The organism is Nocardia sp. NPDC052254, assembly GCF_040679495.1.
Lineage (GTDB): Bacteria > Actinomycetota > Actinomycetes > Mycobacteriales > Mycobacteriaceae > Nocardia.
Genome location: NZ_JBFAUW010000001.1, coordinates 940,426 through 959,618 on the forward strand (window position 1 = coordinate 940,426; position 19,193 = coordinate 959,618).

The 19,193-nt window shown below is 68.4% G+C and carries 2 protein-coding genes (1 of these 2 running past the window's edge); both read right to left on the reverse strand.

Features of this window, described 5'->3' with window-relative positions; translation table 11 throughout:
* Window positions 1-12,714, reverse strand: partial view of an SDR family NAD(P)-dependent oxidoreductase gene (locus AB0L57_RS04280; RefSeq protein WP_364956846.1) — the 5' portion only. Its footprint begins 2,055 nt before the window's first position; the window shows 12,714 of its 14,769 coding nt (coding positions 1-12,714); the start codon lies at window positions 12,712-12,714; its stop codon lies off the left edge, out of view.
* Window positions 12,715-12,833: 119 nt separating this feature from the next.
* On the reverse strand, window positions 12,834-19,037 hold the full coding sequence (locus AB0L57_RS04285; RefSeq protein ID WP_364956849.1) for a type I polyketide synthase: 6,204 nt from the start codon (window positions 19,035-19,037) through the stop codon (window positions 12,834-12,836).
* Between the last annotated feature and the right edge of the window lie 156 nt (window positions 19,038-19,193).

Here is a 19,193-nt window from a genome sequence, read left to right on the forward strand (position 1 = left end):
GACGTCCGGCGCCACCTCGAGCACCACACCCGCACCCTCCATACCGATGGCGGCATCCGGGTCCGGATACATGCCCAGGGTGATCAACGCGTCCCGGAAGTTGACCCCGGAGGCGCGAAGGCTCAGCCGAACCTGACCGGCCGCGAGTTCCTGCCGCGCGGCAGGCGCCTCGACCAGAGCGAAGTTGTCACCGGTCAGCGACCCCGTGCCGAGCTGACGCAACGCCCACCCGGGAGCCCGCAACGCATCACGGGCTCCCACGACGTCACCGGAGTCGCGAGTCAGGCGAGGCACGTGCAGCGCACCGTCGCGCACCGCGACCTGAGGCTCGTCAGCGGTCGACAGGGCCGCGACGACCGCGGCGCGACAGTCCTCCCAGCGGTCCACGTCGAGGATCGTGATCCGATCCGGGTGCTCGTTCTGTCCACTGCGGAGCAGACCCCACACCGCCGCGCCGACGAGGTCGGCCGACTCGCCCGCAGCCGTGGCGACCGCGCCCTTGGTGACCACGACGATCCGCTGATCCCCGGCCAGCAACTGCTTGCCCCACGCCACTACGTCGGCCAGCCGCCTGTGCAACGCGGCCGGCACATCCGCGTCCACAGCTGTGTCCGCGCTGACGCGGGAGATGATGCTCCTCGAGCCGCCGGGCGTCGCGGCCGCATCGTCGAGTCGAACAACGATGGCAGGCTTGCCTTCGACCGTCACCGTCTCGCCGTCTTCGGTGTTCTCCCATAGGACGGCCGATTCGTCCGTGGTCGGTGTGGGCAGTGGAACCCAGCGCAGCCGGTAGGTGCCCTCCGGCGCCGATGCCGCACCCACCGTGCGGATCGGGATCGGCCGCAGCGTCAGTCCCGCAACCTCGGCGATCGGCGTATTCTGAGAATCGCTGAGTGCCAGTGTGATTCGCTGATTTTCCGACCCGGTCCCGTCCGAGGTCAGGTGAACGCGCGCCGACGTGGCGCCGGCCACCGCCACGGTCACGTTCTCCCACGAATAGGGCACGAGTATCTCCCCGGGCGCGGCGGATTCACTCAGCCCACCGAGGCTGATCGCGTGCAGCGCGGCATCCAGCAACGCCGGATGTAGGGCGAACCGGTCCACCGATTGCGCCTGCTCCGGCAAGGCGACCTCCGCGAAGATCTCCACGCCACGGCGCCACAACGCGGTCAGTCCCTGGAACAGGGGGCCGTAGTCGTACCCGCGCTCGGCCAGCTCCGCGTAGGCGTCGCCGATCGGCACGGGCAGTGCACCGACGGGTGGCCAGCTCGCCGCATCCGATCCGATCGGATCGGGAGCCGACGGTGACGCTGCGGCAAGGATTCCCGTCGCGTGCCGAATCCACTCGGAACGCCGGCCGGCGAGGGAACCGGGATCGACCCGGTCCGGTTCGTCAGTGCCTTGACGGCGGGAATACACCGATACCGCTCGTAGACCGGACTCATCGGGTCCGGCCGTCATCACTCGCAGCTCGACGGCGCCGTCGGCGGGCAGGATCAGGGGTGCGGCCACGACCAGCTCGGCCAGCCGAGGACAGCCGACCATCGTCCCGGCGTACAGGGCCAATTCGACGAATGCCGTCCCCGGTAGCAATGCGGCCCCGTTGATCGCATGATCGGCCAGCCACGGGTGCTCCGCCGACGACAGGCGCCCGGTCAGCACCACTCCGTCGGAGTCGGGCAACCAGACCGCCGCGCCCAGCAGCGGATGCTTCGCCTCGCCCAGCCCCGACTGCCGCACGTCCGAGGCACCACTCGGCTGCAACCAATACCGTTTGTGCTGGAAGGCATACGTCGGCAGATCCACCCGAGTGACCGGGCGAGAACCGCCGGGCGACCCCGTCACGGCCGGAGCCAGCGCTTCGGTGGCCACGTCGACACCGACGCAGAATGCCTGCGCCAACGCGGTGCCGACCTGCTCCGGACCGCCGTGATCGCGCTTCAACGTGCTCAGAACGGCCACTCGATCGGCCAGCCCCAGGTTTCCGGCCGTCAGTTCGACGCCCATTGTCAGGACCGGGTGCGCACTCACCTCGATGAAGGCGTTCACCCCCGAACGCTGCAACGTCTCCACCGACTCCGCGAAGCGCACCTGTTCCCGCAGCCCCCGATACCAGTACTCAGCGTCGAGAGTGGCCGTGTCAACGTAGTCTCCGAACACCGTCGAGAAGAACGGCACCGAACCCGACACCGGCACCACCGACGCCAACCCCGCCAGCACCCGATCCCGAATGGCCTCCACCGCCGCCGAATGCGACGCGTAATCCACCGGAATCCGCCTCGCCCACACACCATCCACCGCACACCCGGCCAAGAACTCGTCCAGCGCCTGCGCCTCACCCGACACCACGATCTGGCCCGGCCCGTTCACCGCCGCCACCGACAACCGCTCCCCGAAACCTGCCAGCCGCTGTTGCGCCGCAACGGCGGTCAATCCGACCGACACCATGCCACCGGACCCCGCGAGAACCTCCGCGACCGCACGCGACCGCACCGCCACGATTCGGGCACCATCCGACAACGACAACCCACCCGCAACCACCGCAGCCGCAATCTCACCCTGCGAATGCCCCACCACCACCGACGGCACCACACCCGCCGCACCCCACACCCGAGCCAACGACACCATCACCGCAAACAACACCGGCTGAACCACATCCACCCGATCCAACGACGCCGCACCCACCTCCCCCCGCAACACCGCAGACAACGACCAATCCACAAACGGAGCCAACGCCACCTCACACTCCGCAACCGACTCCGCAAACACCCCACCCGACGCCAACAAACCCACACCCATCCCCACCCACTGACTCCCCTGACCCGGAAAAACAAACCCCACCCGACGCGGCACCACACGACCCCACACCACCGCGGCCGCACCGTCGAGCGGTGGTGTCTGCGGATCGATCAACCCTGCCAAGCCCGCTTGCAGGCCGGCCGGATCGCGTCCCACAACCGCGCCCCGCCACTCCAACTGCGAGCGGTGGCGCAACAACGAATGCGCCACGTCCGCCGCGTCCGCCTCCGGATGCATCCGCAACCATCCGTCGAGCGCACCAGCCTGTGCACGCAATGCTTCCGGGTTCACCGCCGACAACATCCAGGACACGACCTGAGCGGCCGGATGGCCGGAATCTTCTCCTGCAGTGAGAGATTCGGGCCGGGCCGGAAGCGGCGCCTCCTCCAGGACGGCGTGGGCGTTGGTGCCGCTGACACCGAACGAGGACACCCCCGCACGACGAACGCGCCCATCACGAGGCCACGGACGCTCCGCGATCAGCAGCTCCACATCGCCGGCCGACCAGTCCACCTTCGGGCTCGGCTCCTCCACGTGCAGCGTCTTCGGCAGCGTTTCGTGCCGCAGGGCCAGCACCATCTTCATCACCCCGCCCACACCGGCGGCCGCGGTGGTATGCCCGATGTTCGACTTCAGCGAACCCAGCCACAACGGTCCGCTCGACCGTCCCTGCCCGTAGGTTCCGATCAGCGCCTGCGCCTCGATCGGGTCCCCCAGCGGCGTTCCCGTCCCATGCGCTTCCACGGCGTCGACATCGGACGGCTCCAGTCCCGCGTTCGCCAGCGCCGACATGATCACTCGCTCCTGCGACGGACCATTCGGCGCCGACAGACCGTTGCTCGCCCCGTCCTGGTTGATCGCGCTGCCACGCACCACCGCGAGCACCTGATGGCCCAGCCGCTGTGCGTCCGACAGGCGTTCGAGCACGAGCATGCCGACGCCCTCGGAGAATGCCGTGCCGTCGGCCGTGGCAGCGAACGATTTACAGCGCCCTTCGCGCGAAATCCCGCGCTGTCGCGCGAAATCGATGGAGAGATAGGGATCGGCGTAGATGGTCGCACCGCCCGTCAGTGCCAGCGAGGTCTCGCCCTGCCGCAGCGCCTGACAGGCCAGATGCAGTGCGACCAGCGAGGACGAGCAGGCCGTGTCCACGGTGACCGAGGGCCCCTCGATGCCGAAGACATACGACAGCCGGCCCGACGTCACACTGCCCTGCGTGCCGGTGAGCCGATGTCCTTCGAACTCGGGGGTGACCCGGTTGAAATACCCGGAGTAGCACGCCCCGACGAACACCCCCGCATCGGTGCCGCGCAGGGCGATCGGGTCGATACCCGCGTTTTCCAATGCTTCCCACGATGATTCGAGCAGATGACGCTGCTGCGGGTCCATCGCCGACGCTTCGCGCGGACTGATTCCGAAGAAACCGGCATCGAAATCGCCGGCGCCGTCGAGGAAGCCGGCCCGACGGCTGTAGACGGTGCCGGGCTTATCCGGATCCTCGTCGAACAACCGCTCCAGGTCCCAGCCTCGATCCAACGGATATTCACTGGTCGCATCGACTCCCGCAGCGAGCAGATCCCACAACTCGTCCGGCGATGTCACACCGCCGGGGAACCGGCAGCCCATCCCCACGATGGCGATCGGCTCATCGGTACGAGTCCGGCGCACCACCTTCTTGACCGGTTCGCTCGCCGCCTCGGGCTCCACCCGGGACAGCACCAGTTTCGCCACCGCCGCCGGAGTCGGATAGTCGAACACCAGGGTCGACGGCAGCTTGATACCAGTGGCCTTGCTCAGGCGATTTCGGAATTCCACCCCGCCCAGCGAATCGAATCCGATCTCGTCGAAACGCCGGTCGGGCCGGATATCGGCCGCCGAATCGTGTCCCAGCACGGCGGCCGCCTGTGCCAGCACGACCTCCGAGACCACCTCGCCCCGCTGGGCTTCCGGCACCTGCGCCAACCGCTCGGCCAGCGCGCCGGTCACGGGTGTGGCCACAGCTTTCACCGGGCGCGCGGCGCGTGGCACGAAGCCTCGCAACACCGCGGGAATCGTCTCGGGATCCGGCGCGCGCCGCACTGCGTCGGCATCGAATCGGATCGCGGCCGGACGTTCCTGGGTACCGGCGAGCGCCTCGTCGAACAAGCGCAGCCCCTCGGCGTCACCGAGTTGGCCCAGCCCCAACCGCTCCCAGCGGGCCAGGGCGGTGCTGTCGAGTTCACCGGTCATTCCGCTGCCGGCGTTCCACGGCCCCCACGCCACAGACACAGCGGTCGATCCTGCCGCGCGGCGGCGCTGCACCACACCGTCCAGGAAACCGTTCGCCGCCGCGTAATTGCCCTGCCCGGCCGACCCCAGCACTCCCGCCATCGACGAGAAGACCACGAACGCCGACAGCTCGCGCTCACGAGTCAGCTCATCCAGATACCACGCACCGTCCACCTTCGGCGCCAGCACTCGATCGACCTGCGCACTCGTGAGCGACTCCACCGTGCCGTCGTCGAGGATGCCCGCGGTGTGCACCACCGCGGTCACACCCCCCTCGGAGTCCATGGTGTCCAACAGGTTTCGCACCGCGTCACGATCGGTGACATCACACGCAACCACCCGGGCGTCGGCGCCCGCCCGAACCAGTTCTCCGACCAGCTCGGACGCGCCCCGCGCCTCGGGTCCTCGCCGCGACGCCAGCACCACCCTGCGCACGCCGTATTCGGCGACCAGGTGCCGAGCGAACAACGCGCCGAGCCCACCGGTACCACCGGTGATCAGAACCGCCCCGTCTCCCAACATCGGCGGCGCGGCGTTCGGTTCGCCGGCCCCGCCCGGAGCCCGCGTCAGCCGAGGAACCAGGATCCCCGTACCACGCACCGCGGTCTGGGGCTCACCGGAGGCCAGCACCGCCGCGATCCGATCGATGGCGAGCGGCTCGGCCGGATCCTCGTCCAGGAGAACGAATCGCCCGGGATTCTCCGACTGTGCACTGCGGACCAGCCCCCACACCGCGGCGGCGACCAGATCCGGAGCCTCTCCCGGCAATCCCGCGCCATCGGTGGTGACCACCACCATCCGAGCATCGGACAGCCGCTCTTCGGCGAGCCAGGACTGCAACATCGCCAGCATGCGGTGCACACCGGCCCGCACCGCGGCCGGATCATCGGCCCCCGACGCCGGGACCCGCCACACCACCGCCGACGGAACATGTTCCGCAGCAACGAGATCGGCAACGCTGGCGAAGGACACATCGATCCCCGGTACCGCCGAATCCGCGAGCACGGCCAGCCGCGGCGCCTGTCGGTCGGCCGCTGCCGCGAGTGGCTCCCACTGCACCCGATACAGACCTGTCTCGTCCTCGGACAGTCCGCGGCGGAATTCCTTGGCGTCGTTGCGGCGCATCATGACCGCGTCGACCGACAGGATCGGATTGCCGTCCGAATCGACAGCCGCGACGGCGATCGTGTTGTCTCCCGCTTTCGCCGCGATGACCCGCAGTTCCGTCGCGCCGGTGGGCACCGGCGCATGAAAACGCGCGCCGCCCCACTGGAACAACAACCAGCCCGAGTCCGGATCGGAATCGGCGGCACGAAAGACCAGCCGGGACAGTCCCGCATGCACCACCAGCTCCAGCAGCGCCGGATGCACACCGTGCCCGGTCTCCGGCGCAGCATCGGTGTCCAGCACGACCTCCGAGAAAACAGTGTCGCCGCGCTGCCACACCGCGGGCACACCGATGAACGCCGGACCGTACTCGAGTCCGGTGTCCTCGGTGATCTGCTCCGGAAGCGTCAGCCGGTCCACGTCCACGCGGTCGGCACCCACCGGCGGCCACTCCTGGTCGCGCAGTTGTTCCGCCAGCGCGGAAACGCCGTCCGGTTGCGCCGCGAGCACACCCGTGGCATTGCGTGTCCATTCCGCATCGGAGGAGTCGCGGTAGAAGAATTCGAACGATCGCCGCTGCGACTCGTCCGCTGCCTGAACCAGCACCTGCAACTCGACCGTGTCGGCGCCGGGCCGAATCGGCGCCTGCACCATGACTTCCTCGACCACCGGGGAACCGATCCGGCCACCTGCGGCGAGCAGGAACTCGAGCAACAGCACGCCGGGCACCACCACCACGCCGTAGGCCATGTGATCGGCGATCCAGGGATGGGTGCGCAAGGAGAACTGCCCAGTGAACAACCACTCGTCGGTACCGCCGAGCTCGGTCGCACCGGTGAGAATCGGATGATCTCCGCCGTTACCGGTCGCCGCGACGACCCCGGGCTGCAACCAGAACCGCCGATGACGAAATGCATAGGTGGGCAACGGAATCCGCCGAGCATCGCCGAACAGGGAGCCCCAGTCGACACCGACGCCTGCCACCTGGGCGGCTGCCACACCCGATACGAACTGGGTCGGCTCGTCGACCGAGCGCCGGGCCACCGCGACCACGACCGACGCGGCCTCGACTTCCGGAGTCTCGGCAAGACACCACCGTGTCATCGCGGACAGGACGGCATCGGGCCCGATTTCGACGAACCGGCGCACCCCGGCCTCGACCGCGGTGTGTATCCCCGGCGCGAATCGCACGCACCCGCGCACCTGCTCGACCCAATATCCCGGATCGGTCAACCGGTCACCGATCACGCTCCCGGAAAGATTGGACACAATCGCGACGGACGGCGCATTGTAGGTCAAACCTTCTGCTATCCGGTTGAATTCGCCGAGCATCGGCTCCATCAACGCCGAATGGAACGCGTGGCTGACCCGCAGTCGGGAGGTCTTCACGCCCGCGGCGACGAAGGTGTCCTCGATATCGGCGATCGCCGGCGCATCACCGGACAACACCACCGCCGACGGACCGTTCACCGCCGCGATCGACACCCGGTCCGCGACGTCCGCGAGCACTTCGGCCGCGCGTTCCTCCGGCACCGCGACCGCCAGCATAGCCCCGCCCGCCGGCAGTGCGCCCATCAACCGGCCACGCGCCACCACCAGGGTGCACGCGTCCACCAGCGACCACACCCCCGCGACATACGCGGCGACCAACTCGCCGATCGAATGCCCGATCAACACATCCGGTACCACACCGAACGACTCCAGCAGCCGGAACAGCGCCACCTCGAACGCGAACAACGCGGGCTGGGTGAACTCCGTGAGGTCCAGCAGTGCCGCGTTGTCCTCATCGAACATCAGGTCTTTCAGCGGCCGGGTGAGCAACGGATCGATCTGTGCGCACACCTCGTCCAATGCCGCCGCGAACACCGGAAACGCGCGATACAGCGCCGCCCCCATCCCGGCACGCTGGGCGCCCTGCCCGGTGAACAGCAACGCTGTCTTCCCGGCCGTGGTCTGCCCCTCGATGTACGACGAGCTCGTCGTACCCGAGGCGAGCTCCGCCAGGCCCGTCAGCAACTGTTCCCGGTCGCGGGCCACGACCGCACCGCGTCGATCGAAGTGTCCGCGCGTTTCGATCAAGGAGTACGCGATGTCGGCGACATCGACCTCGGGCCGATCGATCAGCCAGCGCCGCAAGCGATCCGCCTGTGCACGCAGCGCCTCGTCGGACTTCGCCGTCACCAGCAACGGAACCACATCGGTCGTCGCCGCGCCGGTCACCGGCACAGCGGTCGAGCTTTCCTGTGCTGACGGCGCGCGTGACGGAGCTTCCTCGAGAATCACGTGAGCGTTGGTGCCGCTGATTCCGAACGACGAAACACCCGCGCGCCGAACCCGATCGGCGGCGGGCCACGGCTCTGCCTCGGTCAACAACCGGACCGACCCCGCCGACCAATCCACATGGGGTGTCGGGGCGTCGACATGCAGTGTCTTCGGCAGAGTTTCATACCGCAACGCCGCCAGCATCTTGATCACACCACCGATACCGGCCGCGGCGACCGCGTGACCGATATTCGACTTGAGTGACCCGATCCGCAAAGGCTGCACCCGGTCGCGCCCATAGGCGGCGATCAGCGCTCGAGCCTCGATCGGATCGCCCAATGCCGTTCCGGTGCCGTGTGCTTCGACCGCGTCCACGTCCGCGGCCCGGAGCCCGGCATTCGCCAGCGCCTGCGCGATGACCCGCTCCTGCGACGGGCCGTTCGGTGCGGTCAGACCGTTGCTCGCACCGTCCTGATTGATGGCACTGCCGCGCACCACGCCGAGAATGTCGTGCCCCAGCCGCTGGGCATCCGACAGGCGCTCGACCACGACCACTCCGACGCCCTCTGACCACGTCACACCGTCGGCCGCGGCTGCGAATGCCTTGGACCGCCCATCCGGCGCCAGCCCTCGCTGTCGCGCGAAATCCACGTAGAGACTCGGGCTCGCCGACACGCTCACGCCGCCCGCCAGGGCCAGGGATGTCTCGCCCTGCCGCAGGGCCTGGCACGCCAGGTGCAACGCGACCAGCGAGGACGAGCACGCGGTGTCCACAGTGACCGCAGGCCCCTCCAAACCGAAAGCATAAGAGACACGGCCGGATACCACGCTGTGCGCCGTCCCGGTCAGCCGGAAGGCCTCGTAGTCGCCGACCACTCCTCGCGCATACCCCGACGAACAGGCGCCGACATAGACGCCGGCATCGGTACCGCGCAAGGCGGCCGGATCGATGCCCGCGTTCTCCAGGGCCTCCCAGGAGACCTCCAGTATCAGCCGCTGCTGCGGATCCATCGCCGACGCCTCACGCGGACCGATACCGAAGAACCCTGCGTCGAAACCGCCTGCGTCGTCCAGGAATCCACCCTCACGGGTGTGGACGGTGCCGGGCTTGTCCGGATCTGTATCGAGCAGGCGCTCCAGATCCCAGCCCCGATCCGACGGGAAGGGCGCGATCACATCTCGCCCCGCCGCGACGAGATCCCACAGGTCCTCGACCGATCCGACACCGCCGGGAAAGCGGCACCCGATCCCGACGATCGCGATCGGCTCATCGGCGATGGCCCGGCGTGTCACCCGTGGCGCATCGAGATCCATCCCTTCCAGGAGCGAACGGACCAAGCGCGCCACCGCCATCGGCGTCGGGTGATCGAAAATCAGGGTGGTCGGTAACGGCACGCCGGTGGCCGATTCCAGGTGGGCGCGAAGCTGTTGTCCGCTGACCGAATCGAAGCCGGCGGCGGTGAACGGCAGACCGGGCGCGACGGCCTCGGCCGATTCATGGCCGAGTACCACGGCGGCCTGCTCGGCCACCACCTCGAGCACCAATGCGTCCCGGTCACGCTCGGCGGCGGCGAACAGCCGCGGTGCGAGGGGCCCCTCCACCACGGCGCGCCGGTGCCGGGCCGGAGCGGCAGCGGGTTGCGGAGCCGGAATCGACTCCACCCCCTCCAGCGTCCAGCACTGCCGCCGCTGGAACGCATACGTCGGCAGGTCCACCCGCTCGGCCGGTACTGCCAGCAGCTCCGGCGCCACGTCGATCCCCATGCAGTAGGCATGGGCCAGCGCCGCGGCGAACTGCTGCGGGCCGCCGTGATCGCGACGTAGCGTGCCGACGACCGCCACCCGGTCCGCCAGACCCATAGAATCGGCTGTCAGCTCGACCGCCGTCGACACCACAGGATGCGGGCTCACCTCGATGAGCGCGTTCGTCCCCGAATCGAGCACCCCCTCGATCGCGTCGGCGAAGCGCACCTGTTCCCGCAGCCCCCGATACCAGTACTCAGCGTCGAGAGTGGCCGTGTCAACGTAGTCTCCGAACACCGTCGAGAAGAACGGCACCGAACCCGACACCGGCACCACCGACGCCAACCCCGCCAGCACCCGATCCCGAATGGCCTCCACCGCCGCCGAATGCGACGCGTAATCCACCGGAATCCGCCTCGCCCACACACCATCCACCGCACACCCGGCCAAGAACTCGTCCAGCGCCTGCGCCTCACCCGACACCACGATCTGGCCCGGCCCGTTCACCGCCGCCACCGACAACCGCTCCCCGAAACCTGCCAGCCGCTGTTGCGCCGCAACGGCGGTCAATCCGACCGACACCATGCCACCGGACCCCGCGAGAACCTCCGCGACCGCACGCGACCGCACCGCCACGATTCGGGCACCATCCGACAACGACAACCCACCCGCAACCACCGCAGCCGCAATCTCACCCTGCGAATGCCCCACCACCACCGACGGCACCACACCCGCCGCACCCCACACCCGAGCCAACGACACCATCACCGCAAACAACACCGGCTGAACCACATCCACCCGATCCAACGACGCCGCACCCACCTCCCCCCGCAACACCGCAGACAACGACCAATCCACAAACGGAGCCAACGCCACCTCACACTCCGCAACCGACTCCGCAAACACCCCACCCGACGCCAACAAACCCACACCCATCCCCACCCACTGACTCCCCTGACCCGGAAAAACAAACCCCACCCGACGCGGCACCACACGACCCCACACCACCGGAAGCTCTCCCGAAGCTCCTGTCGCCGGACCCGCCAGCGCAGCCAATCCGGCGCCCAAGCCATCGATGTCATGCCCGACCACAGCGCCCCGGCACTCCAACGCGGTGCGCGACCGGATGAGCGAATGCGCGACAGCACCGGCGTCACTCGCCGGATGGTCGGCCAGCCACTGCTGTAACCGAACAGCTTGCTCCTGCAATGCCTTCGGGCTCCGAGCCGACAACATCCACGTCACCGGCCGGGTGCCGTCGCTGCCGACGACCGGAGTATCGCCGCCGACCGTAGCGGGCGCCTCCTCCAGGAGCACATGCGCGTTGGTGCCGCCCATGCCGAACGACGACACGCCCGCTCGGCGCGGCGCGGTGGCCGACCAGTCCTGCGTGACGGTCTGGATCCGCAGTCGAAGCTCGTCGAGGGGGATCAGCGGGTTCGCGGTGCGAAAGTTCAAGCTGGGCAACAGTTCCCGATGCCGCAGGCTCAGCGCCGTCTTGATCAGACCGGCAATGCCCGCGGCACCTTCCAGATGCCCGATATTCGTCTTGACCGAACCGACGGCCAATGGACTGTTCTCCGGTCGCACACGGCCATAGGTCTCACCGAGCGCCTGCGCTTCCACCGGATCACCTGCGGGGGTGCCGGTACCGTGCAACTCCACATACCCCACCGACGCCGGTTCCACATCCGCCGCCGCCAGTGCGGCCCGGATCACCGCCGCCTGCGCCGACACGCTCGGCGCACTCAGCACCTGACGCTCGTTGCCACTGTTGAGGGCACTGCCCCGGATCACCGCGTAGATCCGGTCACCATCGGCCACCGCTCGCGCCAACGGCTTGAGCACGACGATGCCGCCACCCTCACCGCGCACGGTGCCGTCGGCACGGTCATCGAAGGTGTAGCACCGGCCCGACGGTGAGTGCGCCCCGAACTGCTCGTAGCGCTGCCCACCCAACGGAGACAGAATGAGATTCAGTCCGCCCGCCAGCGCCACATCGCATTCACCACCGCGCAGCGATTCACATGCCACATGCACCGCGACCAACGACGAGGACTGCCCGCTGTCCACGACGATGCTCGGACCGGTGAACCCATAGTGATTCGATATCCGGTTGGCGGCGACCCCGCGCCCGACACCCGACAACGTGTGCCGGCCGACGCCGGACTTTCCCCGCGTCGCCTCGATTTCGGCGAAATCGGTTCCGGTGCTACCGAGGAACACTCCTGCTCGGGCGCCCTGTCGATCGCGATAGCCCGCGTCTTCCAACGCCTCCCAGCTCAGCTCCAGACCGAGCAGCTGCTGCGGATCGATACCACGTGCCTCGTTCGGCGGCACACCGAAGAAGTCGGCGTCGAATTCCGATGCAGAATCGAGGAATCCGGCTGTCTCATCGATTCCCGGACGGTCAGCGGGAGCGGAGCCGATGGCCTCTCGTCCACCACGCAGCAACCGCCGGAAACTCTCGAGATCGGAAGCACCGGGCATCCGGCACGACATTCCGACGATGGCGATTTCATTTCCTACGACCATGGAATTTCCTCTGTCTCGCCTTATTCGATTCCAAGCATGTGTTGTTCGCGATCGCGTATTTCACGCTGCCGCGTCGGCCGCTGCCCGTCACAGCAGCCGGCTTGTCGTGCCGTCGCGGTTCATCTCCGGCCGGCGACGTCACTCGCAATCGAGTGGACCCAGTGCCGAATCCCGGCCGCCGCCACCGGTGCCGCGTCTTCGATCAGGGAGAAGTGGTCGGCGGCGACCTCGACGGTGTCGCCGCGGTGCTGCCAGTCCGGCACCGGTTCGGCGATGTCGAGCCCGGGAAGCCCGATGTCGGCACGCAAGTTCAATGTCGGCACCGCAATGGTCCGCGTGCCGCGATCGGCGAAGATCCGCACATAGTTGCCCATGGCGACCAGTGCACGGTCGTCGACGTCGATCAACTCGTGCCCGCGATCGAGCACCAGTCCGAGCGCACTCGCGAACACGGTGTGGATGAGATCATCACCCTCGGGCGAATAGGTGTCGAGCATCGCGACACCCACCGGTCCGCGGCCGCGCTCCTCGAGCCGACCGGCGAGCGCATGTGCGACCGCTCCGCCGATCGAGTAACCCACGAGCACGAACGGTTCGGCGCCGGCGGCGTTTTCGGTGGCCAGGGCAAGGTGGTCGAGCAGCGCGTCCCACGTCGGCGGTAGCGCTTCGCCGACTCGGGTTCCCGGCAATCGCAACGCGGACACACCGAACTCATCGCTCAGCTCGCGCGCCAATCGGCCGAACTGATGCGGTCCGTTGCCGACCAGGAACGAGGGGATACAGATCAGCCTGGGACCGGCACCGCCGCGTGCCAGCAGCATGGGCGTCGACGTACCGTGCATCGCGTCGGGTTCCTCGGAAGCGACGCTCAGTTTCGCACTTTCGATCAACAGCGGCATCGCGGCCGTCGCATCCCCACGCCGATGTGCGGCCATCACCAGCTCTGTCAGACTGCCGCGCACCCCCGCCGCGGCGGCCTGCGGCTCAGGGGGAGTCGCCATGGTGGTCCCCAGCTGTGAGCGCAGCAGCTGGGTGACTGCGTCGGCGGTCGGATGCTCGAAGACCAGCGTCGACGGCAGCGACAGCCCGCTCATCGCGGCGAGCCTGTTGCGGAACTCGACCCCGCCCAGCGAGTCGAACCCGAGTTCGGCGAACGGCACATCGGCGGCCACCGCCGCGGCCGAGCTGTGACCGAGCACGACAGCGGCGAGCGCCCGAATCTCGTGCAAGATGATCTCGTGATGCTCGTCCTCGGGCAGGCTCTTCAGACGTCTTGCCAGCGAGCCACGTTCGATGCCCGGTTGCTCCGTCGTGGGCACGCGCACGAGATCACTCAGCACCGGCGGCAGCACGCCGGATCGAGCCAGCGCCGCGAGCGCGCCCCCATCGAGCATCGCGGTCATCACCAGCGCATGGTCGATGGCGAGCGCCTTGTCGAACATCTCCAATCCGGACTCGGGGGTGATCGGCGCCAACCCGAGCCGGGCACGGATCCGGCGAACGATGTCCTCGTTCTCTTCCTCGGCAAGCACGCCGGCCATACCGAGTGTCCACAGCCCCCACGCCAGTGCTTGTCCGGGCAGACCGATTTCGCGGCGATGATGCGCCAGTGCGTCGAGGAAACGGTTCGCGGCCGCGTAGTTGCCTTGCCCTTGACCGCCGAGCAACGGAGCGGCGGATGAGAACAGCACGAACGCCGACAGATCGTGCTCGCGGGTGAGTTCGTGCAAGTGCAGTGCCGCGTCGGCTTTCGGCCGCATGACCCGGTTCACCTGGTCGGTGGTCAACGTTTCGATGGTGCCGTCGTCGAGGACGCCGGCGGTGTGGATCACCGCGGTCAGCGGTTGTTGTTCCGGTGTGCTCCGCAACAGATCCCGCAGCGAATCACGGTCGGCGACATCGCAGGCGGCCACCCGCACCTGCGCACCGGCGGCCTCGAGATCGGCGACCAGGTCCGCGGCGCCCTCGGCATCCGGTCCCTGCCGGGAGACCAGCAGCAATCGCCGAACACCATGTGCCGCAACCAGATGCCGTGCCGTCAGCGCACCGAGTCCACCGGTTCCACCGGTGATCAGGACCGTCCCGCCTCCGAAGGACACCGGGGCGGTATCCGCCTGCGCGGCCTTCACCAGCCGGGGCACCAGCATCGTGTTGCCGCGCAATGCCACCTGTGGTTCACCGAGCCCCACCGCCCGCAGCACCGTGTCCGATGTCAGCGCGGTGGCGTCGTCGTGGTCGATCTGCACGATCCGCCCGGGATGTTCCGACTGAGCGCACGCGATCAACCCGGATACCGCCGCCGCCGCCGGATCGCTCAGCTCGCCCGGTATTTCGGCGGCGTTGCGGGTCACGACGACAAGTGTGGAATTCGCCGATCGCCGATCGCCGATCCAGTTCCGCACCACCGTCAGGGCCGCGTCGACACGCAGCCGCGCCACCTGCGCCACATTCCCCTGCGCGGGTACATCATCCGCATGCCAGACGACGACGCGGGGGACCGACCCCACCGCCCACACGGCGTCGAGATCCGCGTATGCCGCCTCGACGCCCCGAATGGTCGTCGTGCCGTACACGGCCACCGGACATGCGATCGCGGGCACGGGGGTGGGGGCCGGCGTCCACCGCAGGGTGTGAAGACCCGAGGTGGCACGGCCACGGTGCAGGGTCCGGGCATCGACCGGGCGGGCGCCGAGGGCTTCGATGACGGCCACGGGGACGCCGTGGGTGTCGGCGGCATCCACTCGAATGGTGTCGCCGTCGCCGAGGGTGACACGTATCCGCAGGGCGGTGGCTTCTTCCTGGTATGTGCGCACACCGGCGAACGAGAACGGCAGGGGAACCCGGCCGTCGCCGGTATCGGCCAATCGGTCGATCGCTGTGTGGAAAGCGGCGTCCAGCAGGGCTGGGTGTACCCGGAATCGCCGCCCGTCAGTGTCGTCGGGCAACGACAACTCCGCGAACACCTCGGCACCGCGCGCCCACGCCGCGCGCACCCCCCGGAATGCCGGGCCGTACCCGAAGCCCAAATCCGCCAGCCGCTCGTAGAGCCGCGACGAGTCCACCGGTTCGGCACCCGGCGGTGGCCACACCCGCCCATCCCATCCGGCGTCCGACGCGTCGGACGTGGCTGCGGGCGTCAGCACCCCCGCCGCATGCGGCACCCACTGCTCCTGTGCGGAGTGTCCATCCGAGGCGATCCTGGAGTGCACGAGGAACCGGCGTCGGCCCGTACCGTCGGCGGGCTCGACATCGAGCTGAATATCGACCGCTGTGTCATCCTCGAGCAGCAGTGGGGCTTCCAGCAGCAATTCCTCGACGCATTCGGCGCCGAGGCGGGCGCCGGCGGCCGAGACCAGTTCCACGAATCCGGTTCCGGGCAGCACCACCGAGCCGAAGACCGTGTGATCGGCGAGCCAGGGATGGGTCCGCAACGACACCCGGCCGGTGAAAAGCCATTCGTCCTTGCCTGCCAGCGGGACCACGCCGGTGATGATCGGATGTTCGAACATCGTGGCGGTGACATCGACATCGAGCGGCTCCAACCAGTACCGCTGACGCGCAAACGCGTACGTGGGCAACGACACCCGGTGCAGCGACCGGCCCGCGAAAAGTGACCGCCAGTCCACCGCCACACCTGCGGTGTGTACCTGCCCCAGCATCGTCATGCACTGCGTCACCTCGTCGACCGAACGTCGTGACGCGGCCGCGACCATCGAGGCCGCCTCGACATCCGGAAGTTCCGCCAGGCACTGGCGAGTCATGGATGTCAGCACCGCATCCGGGCCCACCTCCACGAACCGCCGCACGCCCGCGGCGACGAGCGCGTCGATGCCGGGCGCGAATCGCACACAGGCACGCACCTGCTCCACCCAGTATTCGGGGTCGGTCACCTCGGCACCGACCATGTCACCGGAAACGTTCGACACCAACGCGACGGTCGGCGACCGATACGTCAGACCCATTGCCACCGTGCGAAACTCGTCGAGCATCGGCTCCATCAGTGCCGAATGGAATGCGTGGCCGACCCGCAATCGCGAGGTGCGGACGCCGTCGCCGGACAATGCCCGCTCCGCGGCCTCGACAACGTCCACAGGGCCGGACAACACCACCGACGACGGACTGTTCACCGCTGCGACGGACAGTCGATCATCCAGCGCCGCAACCAGATCCAGGGCACGCCGCTCGGTCACGGCCGCCGCGAGCATGGCACCACCCGGCGGCAGCGCACCCATCAGGCGACCCCGTGCCGCCACCAGCGCGCAGGCGTCCGCCAGCGACCACACTCCCGCCACATGGGCGGCCGTCAGCTCACCGATCGAATGCCCGGCGAGTACATCCGCAGTGACCCCGAACGACTCGACCAGCCGGAACAACGCCACCTCGAACGCGAACAGCGCGGGCTGCGTCCACTCCGTCGCATCCAGTGCGCTCTCGACTGTGTCGCTCGGTGCCGCGGCAGGAGGACCGTCGAACATCACCGCGCGCAACGATCCGCCCAGATGACGATCGAATTCGGCACAGACCTCGTCCAATGCCGTCGCGAAAACGGGAAAGGCGGCATGGAGTTCGGCACCCATCCCGGCGCGCTGCGCTCCCTGCCCCGTGAACAGAACCGCGGTCCGGCCCGCCACCGGCGCACCGGTCGCGGTCGAGCCCGATGCCAGATCCGTCAGTCTCGCCGTCAGCTGTTCCCGGTCGCGACCCACTACGACGCCGCGCAGATCCCACCGCGCTCTGGTATCGATCAGCGAGGACGCCGCGCTCCACAGGTCCGTCTCCGGATTGTCGAGCAACCACTGTCGCAGCCGGTTCGCCTGGCCCCGCAGCGCCGCAACAGATTTCGCCGACAGCAGCAGCGGGACCACGTCCGCGGCGACAGCGCCGTTCGGGTCACCGCCGGAGATCTCACCGACCGGCGGAAGCTCGGACGGCGGCGCTTCCTCCAGGATCAGATGCGCGTTGGTGCCGCTGATCCCGAACGAGGACACTCCGGCTCGCCGTACCCGCTCACCCGCGACCCACGGCTCCGGCTCGGTCAGCAACCGTACCGCCCCGGCGGACCAATTCACATGCGGCGACGGCGCATCCACGTGCAGTGTCTTCGGCAACATCCCGTGGCGCATCGCCTGCACGACTTTGATCACGCCACCCACACCCGCGGCCGCTTGCGAATGCCCGATATTCGATTTCAGGGACCCGATCCGCAGCGGCTCAGCGCGTCGCTGCCCGTAGGCGGAGATCAATGCCTGCGCCTCGATCGGATCGCCCAGAGGCGTCCCGGTCCCGTGCGCCTCGACCACATCCACATCGGCCGGTTCGAGCCCGGCGGCGGCCAGCGCTGTGGCGATCACCCGCTCCTGGGACGGACCGTTCGGCGCGGTCAGACCGTTGCTGGCACCGTCCTGATTCGCCGCCGAGCCGCGGATGACGGCAAGAATGTCGTGCCCCGACCGGCGCGCGTCCGACAGCCGTTCCAGCACCAGTACGCCCACCCCCTCGGACCAGCCCACCCCATCCGCGCCCGCGGAGAACGACTTGCACCGCCCGTCGCGCGATAGACCCCGCTGCCGCGAAAACTCCACGAACAACGAGGGTGTCGACATCACGGTGACACCACCCGCCAACACCAGCGACGTCTCCCCACGGCGCAGTGCCTGGGCGGCCAGATGAATCGCCACCAGAGACGATGAACACGCCGTGTCCACGGTCAGCGCGGCACCTTCCAGCCCCAGCGTGTACGCCACCCGCCCCGACACCACGCTGCTCACCGAGCCGGTCCCCGCATACCCCTCGGCGGCCGGCCCCGCGGCCTTCGCCGTGTGCTCGTAGTCGGTGTACATCACCCCCGCGATCACACTGGTATCGCTGCCCCGCAACGAGATCGGGTCGATTCCAGCATCCTCGAGGGCTTCCCACGAAGCCTCCAGCAGCAACCGCTGCTGCGGATCCATCGCCGATGCCTCACGCGGACCGATGCCGAAGAACGCCGCGTCGAAATCGCCTGCGTCGGAGAGGAACCCGCCCTCGCGCGTGTAGACCTTGCCGAACCGATCGGGGTCGGGATCGTACAATTTCGTCACGTCCCAGCCTCGATCCGAGGGAAATCCGCCGATCGCATCCGTACCGGTGGCGACCAGATCCCACAATTGCCCCGGTGACGCCACTCCGCCCGGATATCGGCAACTCATCCCGACGATCGCAATCGGCTCGGCGCTACGCTCCCGCAACCGGGCCAGTTCCTCGCGACTCGCCATCAGTTCCACGGTGACCTTTTTGAGGTATTCCAACATCCGTTCGGACGAGTCGCCAGTGTTCGTATCCACGTTCACATCCAGGGGGTAGATCGGGGGTTGGCGAAGAATTCCGGTGACACCTGCGGGCGGATACCGCCGCCGCCCTGCGTCAGGTGCCGGATCGAAGCGGCCTTCGACGAGGGCGGCCGACAGCGACGGCCCCAAACACATGTCACGTCAACTCGA